At 61.5% G+C, this 13,209-nt stretch carries 13 protein-coding genes; 6 read left to right on the top strand and 7 right to left on the bottom strand.

Annotated features, from left to right (window positions below):
* Positions 1-69 precede the first annotated feature (69 nt).
* From ACX82Z_RS05785 to ACX82Z_RS05775, 3 genes are all read left to right on the top strand, one after another.
* Entirely contained in the window at positions 70-1,284 is a 1,215-nt protein-coding gene (locus ACX82Z_RS05785) for an NADP-dependent isocitrate dehydrogenase (RefSeq protein ID WP_459587149.1), read from the top strand.
* A 1-nt stretch (position 1,285) separates the two neighbouring features.
* Positions 1,286-1,930, top strand: coding sequence for a glutathione S-transferase family protein (locus ACX82Z_RS05780; protein ID WP_459587147.1), 645 nt, complete (start codon positions 1,286-1,288; stop codon positions 1,928-1,930).
* A gap of 98 nt (positions 1,931-2,028) precedes the next feature.
* On the top strand, positions 2,029-2,397 hold the full coding sequence (locus ACX82Z_RS05775) for a PRC-barrel domain-containing protein (RefSeq protein ID WP_459587145.1): 369 nt from the start codon (positions 2,029-2,031) through the stop codon (positions 2,395-2,397).
* A gap of 66 nt (positions 2,398-2,463) precedes the next feature.
* Here ACX82Z_RS05775 and alaS read toward each other — a convergent pair whose 3' ends face one another.
* Both alaS and recA read right to left on the bottom strand, forming a co-directional pair.
* The gene (gene alaS, locus ACX82Z_RS05770) at positions 2,464-5,124 is read right to left on the bottom strand and encodes an alanine--tRNA ligase (RefSeq protein ID WP_459587144.1); all 2,661 of its coding nucleotides are present in this window, start codon (positions 5,122-5,124) and stop codon (positions 2,464-2,466) included.
* A 170-nt stretch (positions 5,125-5,294) separates the two neighbouring features.
* The gene (gene recA, locus ACX82Z_RS05765; RefSeq protein ID WP_459587142.1) at positions 5,295-6,389 is read right to left on the bottom strand and encodes a recombinase RecA; all 1,095 of its coding nucleotides are present in this window, start codon (positions 6,387-6,389) and stop codon (positions 5,295-5,297) included.
* A 201-nt stretch (positions 6,390-6,590) separates the two neighbouring features.
* Between recA and ACX82Z_RS05760 the strand changes: the two genes are divergently transcribed.
* Positions 6,591-7,538 carry a carbohydrate kinase family protein gene (locus tag ACX82Z_RS05760; RefSeq protein WP_459587140.1) on the top strand — a complete coding sequence of 316 codons (948 nt, stop codon included), beginning with the start codon at positions 6,591-6,593 and terminating at the stop codon, positions 7,536-7,538.
* A 1-nt stretch (position 7,539) separates the two neighbouring features.
* Positions 7,540-8,445 (top strand): pseudouridine-5'-phosphate glycosidase, encoded by a 906-nt coding sequence (locus tag ACX82Z_RS05755; protein WP_459587138.1) that lies wholly within the window; start codon positions 7,540-7,542, stop codon positions 8,443-8,445.
* Between the two features lie 68 nt (positions 8,446-8,513).
* Here the strand turns inward: ACX82Z_RS05755 and ACX82Z_RS05750 are convergent, their stop codons facing one another.
* Entirely contained in the window at positions 8,514-9,164 is a 651-nt protein-coding gene (locus ACX82Z_RS05750) for an OmpA family protein (protein WP_459911635.1), read from the bottom strand.
* A 172-nt stretch (positions 9,165-9,336) separates the two neighbouring features.
* Between ACX82Z_RS05750 and ACX82Z_RS05745 the strand changes: the two genes are divergently transcribed.
* The gene (locus ACX82Z_RS05745; protein ID WP_459587136.1) at positions 9,337-9,675 is read left to right on the top strand and encodes a hypothetical protein; all 339 of its coding nucleotides are present in this window, start codon (positions 9,337-9,339) and stop codon (positions 9,673-9,675) included.
* A gap of 3 nt (positions 9,676-9,678) precedes the next feature.
* On the opposite strand, the gene ACX82Z_RS05740 is transcribed toward ACX82Z_RS05745, so the two are convergent.
* From ACX82Z_RS05740 to ACX82Z_RS05725, 4 genes are read right to left on the bottom strand one after another with little or no spacing between them, the layout of a single operon-like run.
* Entirely contained in the window at positions 9,679-10,470 is a 792-nt protein-coding gene (locus ACX82Z_RS05740; RefSeq protein ID WP_459587134.1) for an ATP12 family chaperone protein, read from the bottom strand.
* 9 nt (positions 10,471-10,479) lie between these two features.
* Positions 10,480-11,457: an RluA family pseudouridine synthase gene (locus ACX82Z_RS05735; protein ID WP_459587133.1), complete on the bottom strand. Its 978-nt coding sequence runs from the start codon at positions 11,455-11,457 to the stop codon at positions 10,480-10,482.
* Positions 11,458-11,490: 33 nt separating this feature from the next.
* A complete protein-coding gene (gene crcB / locus ACX82Z_RS05730) occupies positions 11,491-11,868 on the bottom strand; it encodes a fluoride efflux transporter CrcB (RefSeq protein ID WP_459587131.1) in 378 nt (125 codons plus the stop codon).
* 15 nt (positions 11,869-11,883) lie between these two features.
* Positions 11,884-13,203, bottom strand: a complete 1,320-nt coding sequence (locus tag ACX82Z_RS05725) for a replication-associated recombination protein A (protein ID WP_459587129.1) — start codon at positions 13,201-13,203, stop codon at positions 11,884-11,886.
* Positions 13,204-13,209 lie beyond the last annotated feature (6 nt).

Here is a 13,209-nt window from a genome sequence, read left to right as displayed (position 1 = left end):
ATAGGGGCCGCGACTTCGGCTCGCTTTCCCTGGGCCGAACCCTTCCCACAAGCAGCGAGGCATTTTCTCATGGCGAAGATCAAGGTGGCAAATCCGGTCGTCGAACTCGACGGCGACGAGATGACCCGCATCATCTGGCAGTTCATCAAGGACAAGCTGATCCACCCCTACCTTGATATCGACCTGAGATATTACGACCTCGGCATGGAAAGCCGCGACGCGACCGACGATCAGATCACGATCGATGCAGCCGAGGCGATCAAGAAATACGGCGTCGGCGTGAAGTGCGCCACCATTACCCCCGACGAGGCCCGCGTCGAGGAATTCGGCCTGAAGAAGATGTGGCGCTCGCCCAACGGCACGATCCGCAACATTCTCGGCGGCACGATCTTCCGCGAGCCGATCATCATGAAGAACGTCCCTCGTCTCGTGCCGGGCTGGACGCAGCCGATCATCGTCGGCCGTCACGCTTTCGGCGACCAGTACCGCGCGACCGACTTCAAGTTCCCCGGCGCCGGCAAGCTGACGATCAAGTTCGTCGGCGAGGACGGCCAGACGATCGAGCATGAAGTGTTCGACGCGCCCGGCTCGGGCGTCGCCATGGCGATGTACAACCTCGACGATTCGATCCGCGAATTCGCCCGCGCCTCGCTCAACTACGGCCTCCTGCGCGGCTACCCGGTCTATCTGTCGACCAAGAACACGATCCTTAAGGCCTATGACGGCCGCTTCAAGGACCTCTTCCAGGAGGTTTACGAGGCCGAGTTCGAGACCAAGTTCAAGGAAGCCAAGATCTGGTACGAACATCGCCTGATCGACGACATGGTCGCGGCGAGCCTCAAATGGTCCGGCGGTTACGTCTGGGCCTGCAAGAACTATGACGGCGACGTGCAGTCCGACACTGTGGCACAGGGCTTCGGCTCGCTCGGCCTGATGACCTCGGTCCTGATGACGCCGGATGGCAAGACGGTAGAGGCCGAGGCCGCGCACGGCACGGTGACGCGCCACTATCGCCAGCACGAAAAGGGTCAGGAGACCTCGACCAACTCGATCGCCTCGATCTTCGCCTGGACGCGTGGCCTTGCGCACCGCGCCAAGCTCGACGACAACGCCGAACTGAAGAACTTCGCCGAAACGCTGGAGCGTGTGTGCATCCAGACCGTCGAATCCGGTCACATGACCAAGGATCTCGCGCTTCTCATCGGCGCTGACCAGCCCTGGCTCTCCACCACCGGTTTCCTCGACAAGATCGACGAGAACCTCCAGAAGGCGATGGCTGCCTGACATGGCACAAGCCAACCGGCCGATCCTCTATGGCGCCAACTACAGCGTCTACGTTCGGATTTGCCGGTTGGCTCTGATCGAAAAAGGCGTCGACCACGATGTGGTCGATGTCGATATCTTTTCCACGGACGGACCGCCGGACTGGTATGGCGATCTGCAACCTTTCGGAAAAATTCCAGCCTTCCGGCACGGCGATTTCAGCCTTTACGAAACCGGAGCCATCACACGCTATATCGACGAAGCATTCGAGGGGCCACGTCTTCAGCCGTCCTCTCCGGAAGCTCGCGCGCGGCTCAACCAGATTATCGGCATCATCGACGCCTATGCCTACCGCACGCTTGTGTGGGATATCTATGTCGAGCGCGTTTCGAAACCGCGCGAGGGCAAGCACCCCGACGAGACACGCATAGCGGCGGCTTTGCCAAGGGCGCGGCTTTGCCTGCGAGCCATCGATGAATTCGTTTCAGCCAGCCCGTTTCTGTTGGGGCGACATATCACCCTTGCCGACCTCCACCTTGCCCCGGTCTTCGGCTATTTCGCAGCTGCACCGGAAGGCTCGTCGATGATCGAGGCGTTCCCTGCATTGCAAGAGTGGTGGGACATGATAGCGAACCGACCAAGCGTTCTTTCCACCAGGATCGACTGATGATCCTGTTCCCCGGGGTAATCAGGGTCATTTCGGGGCAGCGAGAACCTTTTGCGCTGCGGTGCATTTAAGGCGTGTCTGAAATCAAGGAGCAAATGATGTTTGCCAAAAAGCTTTCGCTCGCCATCGTTGCGTCGGGTCTTCTCGCCGGCACCGCCTTCGCCCAGTCAACCTGGGTCGAGATCGAGGATGACAACGTTCAGGTCACCGAGTTTGGCGCGAATGTGGACCAAGTCGAGGACTGGGACGTCTATGACGCGGCCGGAACCGACATCGGCGACGTGGAAGAAGTCATCGGCACCGATCCGGCAACGCCCACCGCGCTTGTCATCGATTTCAACGATGACGCGGGCTATGTCGATGGTGACGTCATCATCCCGCTCGATCAGTTCACCTATGAAAACAACCGCCTCGTTCTAAACGCGGATGCGGCAGCGGTCGGCTCCTTCGAGCTTTGGACCGACTGATCATCGGTAATTTGAAAACTGAAAAGCCCCGGCTCGACCGGGGCTTTTTTGTTCGGGAAGTCGTGATCAGGCCGTCAGCGCCTGACGCACCGCATCGACAGCCGCGTCAGCGTTCGTGGCATCGGGGCCGCCTGCCTGCGCCATGTCGGGACGACCGCCGCCGCCCTTGCCGCCAATCGCGGCGGATGCCGCCCTGACAAGGTCGACAGCGCTGAAGCGGCCGGTCAGATCGTCGGTGACGCCGACGACGACGCTCGCCTTGCCGTCATCCTTTCCAACGAAGACGACGACACCAGAACCGACCGAATTCTTGCCTTCATCGGCAAGCGGTTTCAGGTCTCTTGCAGAAACGCCCTCGATCACGCGGCCGAGGAAGCCAATATCACCAATCTTTTCTGCTTCCTGAGAGCCGGCGCTGCCGCCACCGCCGCCGAGCGCGAGCTTCTTCTTCGCATCAGCGAGTTCCCGCTCGAGCTTCTTGCGCTCGTCGAGCACCGTTTCCAGACGCGAAACAACATCGGCCGGCGAAACCTTGAGCGCGGCAGCGGCCGCCTTGAGACGGCGATCCTGTTCGTCAAGATGCATGCGGGCGGCTTCGCCCGTCAGCGCCTCGATGCGCCGAACACCCGACGCAACCGCGCTTTCGCTGACGAGACGCACGAGCCCGATATCGCCGGTCGCCGCGACATGCGTTCCGCCGCACAATTCGGTCGAGTAGCTCCTGCCCGATTTTTCCCCATGCAGCGCGGTACCCATCGAGACGACCCGCACCTCATCGCCGTATTTTTCGCCGAAAAGCGCCATCGCGCCTTCCGCAATCGCATCGTCGACCGCCATCAGCCGCGTCGTCACAGGCGCATTCTGGAGAATGATTTCGTTGGCGAAATCCTCGATACGCGAAAGTTCGTCCGACGCGATAGGTTTTTGGTGCGAAAAGTCGAAGCGCAGTCGCTCGGACGCAACGAGCGAGCCTTTTTGCGCGACATGCGTGCCGAGCACTTCGCGCAACGCCTCATGCACGAGATGCGTGGCCGAGTGATTGCGGCGGATGCGGGCGCGACGCGACGCATCGACTTTGAGTTCGACTTCGTCACCGACCTTCAGCGACCCTTCCGAAACACGGCCCAGATGCACGAAGAGGCCATCCGCCTTCTTCTGCGTATCCGTAATATCGACCGAAAAGCCGTCGCCCGAAATCGTGCCGGTATCGCCAACCTGACCGCCCGACTCGCCATAGAACGGCGTCTGGTTCGTCAGGATTGCGACCTCCTCGCCCGCGCCGGCCCTGTCGACGGGCGCACCGTTCATGACGAGCGCCGCGATGACGCCTTCGGCGGCTTCCATATCGTATCCGAGGAATTCCGTCGCACCCAGCCTGTCGCGCAGGCCGAACCAGACGGTTTCCGTCGCCGCCTCGCCCGAGCCGGCCCAGTTGGCGCGCGCCTCGGCCTTTTGACGTTCCATCGCATCGGTAAAGCCGGAAAGGTCGACGGAAATGCCGCGCTGGCGCAGCGCATCCTGCGTCAGATCGAGCGGGAAGCCGAACGTATCGTAAAGCTTGAACGCGGTTTCACCGTCAAGCATGTCGCCCTGCGCGAGATTTTCGGACGCGTCCGATAGCAAGCCAAGTCCACGCGCCAACGTCCTGCGGAACCGCGATTCTTCGAGTTTCAGTGTCTCAGTGATCAGCGCCTCGGCGCGACCGAGCTCGGGGTAGGCCTGTCCCATCTCGCGGACCAACGCCGGCACGAGCTTGTGCATCAGCGGGTCGGACGCGCCGAGCAACTGGCCGTGGCGCATCGCACGACGCATGATACGGCGGAGCACGTAACCCCGCCCCTCGTTCGACGGCAGAACACCGTCAGCAATCAGGAAGCAGGACGAACGCAGATGATCTGCGATGACGCGAAACGACGCGATCGTCTCGGAATTCGGTGCCCTGCCGAGCGCTGACGCGGTCGCGTCGATCAGATGACGGAAAAGGTCTGTCTCGAAAACGCTCTCGACGCCTTGCAGAATCGAGGCCATCCGCTCCAGTCCCATGCCGGTATCGATGGACGGGCGCGGAAGCGGCTCCTGCACGCCCGGCTGGGTCTGCTCGAACTGCATAAAGACGAGGTTCCAGAATTCCAGAAACCGGTCGCCGTCTTCTTCGGGGCTTCCGGGCGGACCGCCCCAGATATGCTCGCCCCGATCGATGAAGATTTCCGAACAGGGACCGCAGGGACCGGTGTCCCCCATCGCCCAGAAATTATCGCTGGTCGGAATGCGGATGATGCGTTCATCCGGGAAACCCGCGATCTTCTTCCAGTGGTTCGCCGCCTCGTCGTCCGTGTGGTAGACGGTGACGAGAAGCTTGTCCTTCGGAAGGTCGAACTCCTTGGTGACGAGGTTCCACGCAAGCTCGATAGCGTGTTCCTTGAAATAGTCCCCGAACGAGAAATTGCCGAGCATCTCGAAAAAAGTGAGATGGCGCGCGGTGTAACCGACATTGTCGAGGTCGTTGTGCTTGCCGCCTGCCCGCACCACTTTCTGCGCGGTCGTCGCGCGCGAATAGGAACGCGTTTCAAGTCCCGTGAAGACGTTCTTGAACTGCACCATGCCCGCATTGGTGAACATCAACGTCGGATCGTTGCGCGGCACGAGCGGGCTGGACGCGACCGCCTCGTGACCGTTCTTCCGGAAGTAGTCGAGGAAGGTCGATCGGATTTCGTTGACGCCACTCATCTGGTGAACCCTTACGTGCTGGCTGGGTCCCGCTTTGCGGGAAGGAATGGCCTTTTACCGTCAGGTACATGTACTGTCCAGAAATCCGGCAGCCTGCAACGATTGCCTATCAAACAAAAAGCCGCCGGCTTCAAGCCGACGGCTTTCCTATCCCGACCGAAAGTCAGATTTTACATGCCGGAGGCATCGTCGAAATCGCCGTCGCCATCTTCCGGCTTGCCTTCATCGAGAAACTTCTCCGCGATCAGCCCGGCATTCTGGCGCAGCGCCAATTCGATCTCGCGCATCGTTTCCGGGTTATCGCGCAGGAACTGCTTGGCGTTCTCGCGCCCCTGCCCGAGGCGCTGCGAATTGTAGGAGAACCATGCACCGGACTTTTCGACGATTCCCGCCTTGACGCCGAGATCGACAAGTTCGCCGGTCTTAGACACGCCCTCGCCATACATGATGTCGAATTCGACCTGCTTGAAGGGCGGAGCCAGCTTGTTCTTGACCACCTTGACGCGGGTCTGGTTGCCGACGACTTCGTCGCGATCCTTGACCGAACCGATCCGGCGGATGTCGAGACGAACGGAGGCGTAGAACTTGAGCGCGTTGCCGCCCGTCGTCGTCTCGGGCGAACCGAACATGACGCCGATCTTCATGCGGATCTGGTTGATGAAGATGACCATGCAGTTCGAGCGCGAGATCGAGGCCGTCAGCTTGCGCAGCGCTTGGCTCATCAGGCGAGCCTGAAGGCCTGGCAGCGAATCGCCCATCTCGCCCTCGATTTCCGCGCGTGGCGTCAAAGCCGCCACCGAATCGATGACGAGAACGTCGATCGCACCAGAGCGTACCAGCGTGTCGCAGATTTCGAGCGCCTGTTCGCCCGTATCGGGCTGCGAGATCAGAAGGTTTTCAAGATCGACGCCCAGCTTGCGGGCATAGACCGGATCGAGCGCGTGTTCAGCATCGACGAAGGCGCAGATGCCGCCCTTCTTCTGAGCCTCGGCGACCGTGTGAAGCGCGAGCGTCGTCTTGCCCGAGCTTTCCGGGCCGTAAATCTCGATGATGCGCCCCTTGGGCAATCCACCGACACCGAGCGCGATATCGAGACCGAGCGAGCCGGTCGGCACCGTCTCGATCTCCACCACCTGTTCGTTCGCGCCGAGCCGCATGATCGAGCCCTTGCCGAACGCACGCTCGATCTGCGAAAGCGCAGCGTCGAGTGCCTTTGTCTTGTCCACAGTTCTGTCCTCTACAAGCCGCAATGAATTCTGAGCCATGATACATATCCCATGATGGTCAGCGAAAGTGGACAGTTCGGTGTCCCTCGAATTTTTGTACCTTTTTTGTTCTCTTTGTGCAAGAGGGATTAAATCATTGATAGATAAGCATTTCGGCATTTATGTTCGAACTATGTTCTTGCCGGTGCGTCATTTCATGTCGCTCGTTCTCCCAGGATCGAACCGCATGAGCGGGCGCGCATGACGCTGAATGAACGTCCTCTGATTCTGGCTGTGGGTGGGGCGCATGTAGACCGGCGCGGGACCGTGACGGGCGCCTATGTCGAAGGTGCATCCAATCCCGGGACGATGCGTGAGGAGATCGGCGGCGGCGCGTTCAACGCATTGCGCAACGCCTGCCGGCTCGGCGCGGCGGGCGCGATGCTGTCGGTGCGCGGCGGCGATCTGGCCGGGCAGACGGTTGCAGGCGCGATCGCCGACGCAGGCATATCCGATCTTTCCGCCACGTTCCTCGATCGTCAGACCCCGAGTTATACTGCGATCCTGCGTGAGGACGGCGAACTCGTCTGCGGCTTTGCCGATATGAACCTTTACGAACTCGCGTTCGAAAAACAGTTGCGCCGCCATCCGTTTCGCGACGCCGTTCCGCACGCCGACTGCATTTTGACGGATGCGAATCTGCCGCAAGCGGCGCTGGAGCGATTAACTGCAAGTGTTTCGGACAAGCAGATTTTCGCAATCGCGATATCGCCCGCGAAAGTCGTGCGCCTGAAACCTGTCCTGTCCACTTTGTCGGCGCTGTTCATGAACCAGAACGAAGCGCGTGCCCTGACTGACGCGGACGTGAGCGCCACCAGCGAAGAACTCGCTGCAAAGCTGATGAAGATGGGCGTGCAACGCGCAGTCGTCACATCGGGAAGCGCACCGCTTATCGCAATCGACGGCGGGCGCGTTTCGACGCTGCCGCCCTTCGTGTCAACAAAAGTCCGCGATGTCACGGGAGCGGGCGATTCGCTCGCGGGTGTGACGATGTTACGCCTCATTCAGGGGCTGGACTTCGCGCAAGCCGTGCGTCATGGCATCGCCGCGGCGTCGCTGACCGTCGAAAGCGAAAACGTCGTCGCCGATTTCACGGACGAAGACCTAGAACGGCGGCTAGCCGAAATCCCCCAACCAGCCGGAGCATGACATGATGTCGTCCCAGATCGATTTCGCACCCGAGGTTGCCGCAGCGCTCGAGGCGGGCAAGCCCGTGGTCGCGCTCGAAAGCACCATCATCACGCATGGCATGCCTTATCCGCAAAATGCGCAAATGGCCGCGCGTGTGGAAGAGATCATTCGCGAGGAAGAGGCGGTGCCGGCCACAATCGCTGTGATGGACGGGCGAATCCGGATCGGGCTTTCGCAAGCCGAGCGCGACGCATTGGCGCAAACGACGGGCGCCATGAAATTGTCGCGCGCGGACCTTGCCTTCGCCGTCTCGCAGAAAAGAACCGGCGGTACGACGGTCGCCGCAACCATGATTGCGGCTTCGCTGGCCGGCATCCAGGTCTTTGCGACCGGTGGTATCGGAGGCGTCCACAAGGGCGCGGAAACGAGTTTCGACATATCGGCCGACCTCGACGAATTGGCGCGCACGCCGGTCATCGTCGTGTCGGCTGGACCGAAGGCGATCCTCGATGGCGAAAAGACGCTGGAAGTTCTGGAGACGCGCGGTGTCCCCGTCGTCGGATACCGCACGGATGTGATGCCCGCCTTCTGGTCCTCGTCGTCGACGCTGTCCGCACCCTTGCGCCTCGATGAACCGAGCGACATAGCCGCGTTTCACGTCGCCCGGCAGGAACTCGGGCTGGGCGGCGGCATGTTGATCGCCAATCCGGTGCCGAGCGATCAAGAAATCGCAGCCGACATCATGGCCACCCACATTGAAAAAGCGCAGAGCGAGCTTGGTCCGAACGGTATTTCGGGCAAGGCCGTCACGCCCTATCTGCTTGGCCGCATTCTCGAACTGACCGATGGCGCAAGCCTTAAGACGAACATCGCGCTGGTCGAGAACAACGCCCGCCTCGCCGCAAGGATCGCCAAGGCGCTTTGAGCGATCACAAACCGCAAAACAAAAAAGCCCCGGCTTGACCGGGGCTTTTTTCTGTTCCGAAAATCCGATCAGGTGATCGGCGAAAGATGGATTTCCACACGGCGATTCTGCTGGCGGCCTTCCGGCGTCGCGTTGGAAGCGACCGGCTGGGTATCTGCGAAACCGTTGACGGCAAAGCGGCGGCCATCGGTGCCCTGCGAGTTGAGATAGTTGGCGACCGAAAGCGCCCGGCGCTCCGACAGGCCCTGATTGTGCTGGCGGCTGCCGGTCGAATCGGTGTGGCCGTTGACGTCCACGATCGTCTGCGGGAAGCGGCGAAGGACGAGACCGACCGAATTCAGCGTGCTGTAGAATTCCGAACGCACCTGGTCCTGATCGGTATCAAAGGTGACGTTGGAAGGCATGTTGAGGATGATCTGGTCGCCGTTTCGGGTCACAGAAACGCCTGTTCCCTGCAACTGCTCGCGCAGTTCGTTTTCCTGCCGGTCCATGTAATTGCCGACGGCACCACCCGCCAATGCGCCGACGCCGGCACCGATCAGCACTGCGTTACGCTGCGCGCGCGGGCTGCCGCCTACCGCTAGACCTGCGAGCGCACCGAGGCCTGCACCTATGCCGACGCCGCCAGCCGTGCTCGAAAGGCGCTGTTCGCCGGTAAATGGATCGGTCGTGCAACCGGCAACGAAAATGAGTGCCGTTGTGGCGGCGGCGAGCTTCATCGAAGACATGCGTCCCTCCAGAATTTCAGTTCGTACGGAAACACCCCGAATCCGCATCACGACCGCTTGTAACATCGAATGGGGCGGAATCGCGATGCCGGGATGAATGCCGCTGGAACACACTTTGAATCCGTGCATTATGGCCGCCGACTTCTTCAGACCCGGCGGATCAATGCGCAAGACCCTTTCCCTCGTCCTTTTTCTCTCGGTCGTTTCGGGCTGCACGACGCTCGACGAGGGACACGAAGCGGAGGTCATCAATTCGATTCGCTACGACGATACGCCCTGCCCGCAGCTCATCGCGGAACGAAACGCGTTAGCCACGCGTCACGGGCTGTCGACTGGCGTTCAGCGCACGCCGCGCACCGAATCACGTTTCATGGGGGTCGGGCCGTTCATTCCCGATATGCGCGGTCAGGAAACGCGTGAACAGGGTCTTGCGGTCGGTCAGATCGATGCGATGAACCGCTCGATCACGCGCCGCGCCTGCGACGCGCCACCGGCTGCCTAAACCTTAACCGAGAGCGGCGATCAGACGCGCGGCGGCCAACAGGTCGCGTTTTTTCGCCGCGCGCATCTTCGCGGCTTCCGCGTCTTCGCCCCACTGGGCGATATTCCAGTCCTCGTCGACATGGGCGGCGGCCCAGCCTTCTTCGGGCGTCAGTTCGCCCGCATCCATGGCAAGTGCGATCAACGCCGAGCCGGTCAGCGTCGTCATGACATGAAGAGCGGAAAGCCTGAACGGCTCCTCGCGCAGCTTCAGATGGATGCCAACCGCACCGATCGCCTCGCGCGGCTGCTCGACGTGAATCACGCCTTCGGCCAGCACGAAGCGCGCGCCAAGTGACGCCCTTGCCCAGTCGATCACCCCGTCCCACGCCTCGCTCTGGCGCTCGACGAGGCTTTCGGGTCCGTCCGCGCGGTAGCAGACGAGATCGGTGGACGAATAACGCAGGATGTCTTCCAGCACCGCCTGCGTATCGGTCGAAACACCGTCGATCGCCGTATTGGCGATGCGCAGAACCGGCATGTCGAACGGATTGATCTCGTCCTTCTGCGCGTCAAATTCCTCGGCAACGAGACGCGCCGCAGCTTCCGTCGGCAACGCGAGAAGCGCCCTGCCCGGCGTGCGCACAGGCTTGCCGTCGAGTTCCACGGCCCAGCCTTCGCTTGCCGCGTCCCGACGCACGTCGACTTGCCTGTAGAAGCGCTTCGGCAAAGGCGTGCGCATCTGTTTTTGCGCGCGCTTCATGGGATTTTCGTCCGACGCGAACGGCGTGTCCAGATTTCCGAGAACGTCACGCATGCATCGACCTCATTCGGCGCTTTCTTCTTCGAAACCGAGCAGGTTCCAGCTTTGCTTCATATGGGGTGAAAGCGGCGCCGTTACATCGATCTTGCCACCGTCGGGATGTGGAATGACGATCCGCCGGGCATGAAGATGCAGCCGCTTTTGCATGCCGCCGGGAAAATCCCAGTTCTGGTCGGCCTCGAAATATTTCGGGTCGCCGAGTATCGGGCAGCCGATATGGGCGGCATGAACGCGAAGCTGGTGCGTGCGGCCCGTATAAGGCTCCATCTCCAGCCACGACATCGTTTGCGCCGCCTGCTCGACGATACGGTAGAAAGAAATGGCGTGATCCGCGCCCTTTTCGCCGTGGTCGGCGACGCGCATGCGGTCGCCATCGAGCGTCTGCTCCTTGACCAGCCATGTCGAGATACGATCTTCCCGCTTGGGCGGCACACCCTTGACCAAGGCCCAGTAGGTTTTCTTGGTCTCGCGATGACGAAACGCCTCGGCCAGTTTCATCGCTGCAAGGCGGGTGCGCGCGACCACCAAAACGCCGGACGTGTCGCGATCGAGACGATGGACGAGGCGCGGCTTTTCACCCTTCTGGTTTCGCAAGGCCTCCAACATGGAATCGACGCTGCGCGTGATGCCCGAGCCGCCCTGCACGGCAAGGCCGGCCGGTTTGTCGAGCACGATGACCTTCTTGTCCTCGTAAAGCGTCATCTTCGCGAGCACGTCGCCGTCGTCCTGATTGCGCATCGTGCGTGCCGTAACCGGGCCGGAATCCGTGCGGTCGACACCGATCGGCGGCACGCGAACCTGCTGGCCGGGCTGAAGGCGCGTGTCGGACTTGACGCGGCCGCCATCGACGCGAATCTGCCCCGAACGGAGAAGTTTTTGCAGCGGACCGAAGCCAAGGCCCGGATAATGTGCCTTGAACCAGCGGTCGATACGCATGCCCGCCTCGTCCTTTTCCACCACGACCTGTTCGACGCCTGCCATTTGCCTGCCTTTCATCAAGCAGCGCAGATAGCATCAGGCGAGCGTTCTTGCGAGCCACATTCCCCCGAAGACCACCGCAAGGGACAGAAGGACGCTGGCGGCTACATAAAACCCTGCCTGCATCAAAGCTCCACGCTCGTACAGCACGGCGAAATCGAGCGAAAATGCCGAGAACGTCGTGAACCCGCCGAGGAAACCGGTGGCGATGAACAGGCGCAATTCTGCCGAACCGCCGAAACGGCGCGCAAGCATCTCGACGAAGACGCCCATCGCGAGGCAACCGAGAATGTTGACGGTGAGCGTGCCCAGCGGAAAGCCCGGCCCGAACCAGCGCAGCGCGGCAAGGTTCACCAGATGGCGTAGTCCGGCGCCGAGCGCTCCGCCTGCGGCGACGATCAGCAGATGAACCATCCCGATGCCTCGTCCCTATTTCGCCTGCCGTTCGCGACGCAGCCTGTCCCACCAGTCGAGCCGCTTGCGGATGTCGCGCTCGAAACCGCGATCGGGCGGATCGTAAAATTTCTGTCGCCCGAGCGCTTCGGGAAAATAGTCCTGGCCGGAAAACGCATCGGGCGCATCGTGGTCGTATTCGTAGCCGCCGCCATAGCCTTCCGATTTCATCAGCTTGGTCGGCGCGTTGAGGATGTGCTTGGGAGGCAGCAGCGAACCGTGCTCCTTCGCCGCGCGCATTGCCGCTTTATAGGCGACATAGACGCCGTTGGATTTCGGCGCGGTGGCGAGGTAGACGCAGGCTTCGGCAAGCGCCAGTTCACCCTCGGGCGAACCGAGATAATCGTAGGCGTCCTTGGCCGCGAGCGTGATCGCAAGCGCCTGCGGGTCGGCAAGTCCGATGTCCTCGCTCGCCATGCGCACGAGCCGCCGGCCGAGATAAAGCGGGTCTTCACCCGCATCGAGCATACGCGCCAGATAATAGAGCGCAGCGTCAGGGTCGGAACCGCGAACGGATTTGTGCAAGGCCGAGATCAGGTTGTAGTGCCCGTCCTGGCTCTTGTCGTAGACCGGCGCGCGGCGCTGAACGATGCGTTGCAGGCCTTCCGCGTCGAAAATCTCGTCGCCAGACGCCGCCCGCCAGATCTCCTCGGCAAGCGTCAGCGCCGCGCGTCCGTCACCATCTGCCATGCGCAAAAGGACGGCCCGCGCTTCCTCGTCTAGCGGCAGCTTGCGGCCTTCCGTTTCCTCGGCGCGATCGAGCAGCTTCGCGATCGCCTCGCCGTCGAGCGAATGGAAGGTCAGGACACGCGCGCGTGACAAAAGCGCCGCGTTGAGTTCGAAGGACGGGTTCTCGGTCGTCGCACCGACGAGAATGACCGTACCGTCTTCCATGACGGGCAGGAAGGAATCCTGCTGCGCGCGGTTGAAGCGGTGAATCTCGTCGACGAAGAGGAGTGTTTGCCGCCCCTGACTTCGGCGCAAGCGCGCTGCCTCGAACACTTTTTTCAGGTCGGCAACGCCGGAAAAGATCGCCAATATCTGTTCGAAAGCCAGTCCCGTTTCACCGGCCAGAAGACGCGCGACGGTCGTCTTGCCCGTTCCGGGAGGCCCCCAGAAGATCATCGAGCCGAGCGTGCCGGAGCGCAAAAGACGCGTCAGCGCTCCGCCCTCGCCCGTCAAATGTTCCTGTCCGACGACGTCGCCAAGCTTTTGCGGTCGCAGCCGGTCGGCCAGCGGCTGGCCTATCGGCGCTGCTTTACCATTCTCGTCGTCACGATTGAAAAGGTCGGCCAAATCCGC

This window comes from Aliihoeflea sp. PC F10.4 (assembly GCF_054612275.1).
This window is presented reverse-complemented; position numbering and strand designations above follow the sequence as displayed.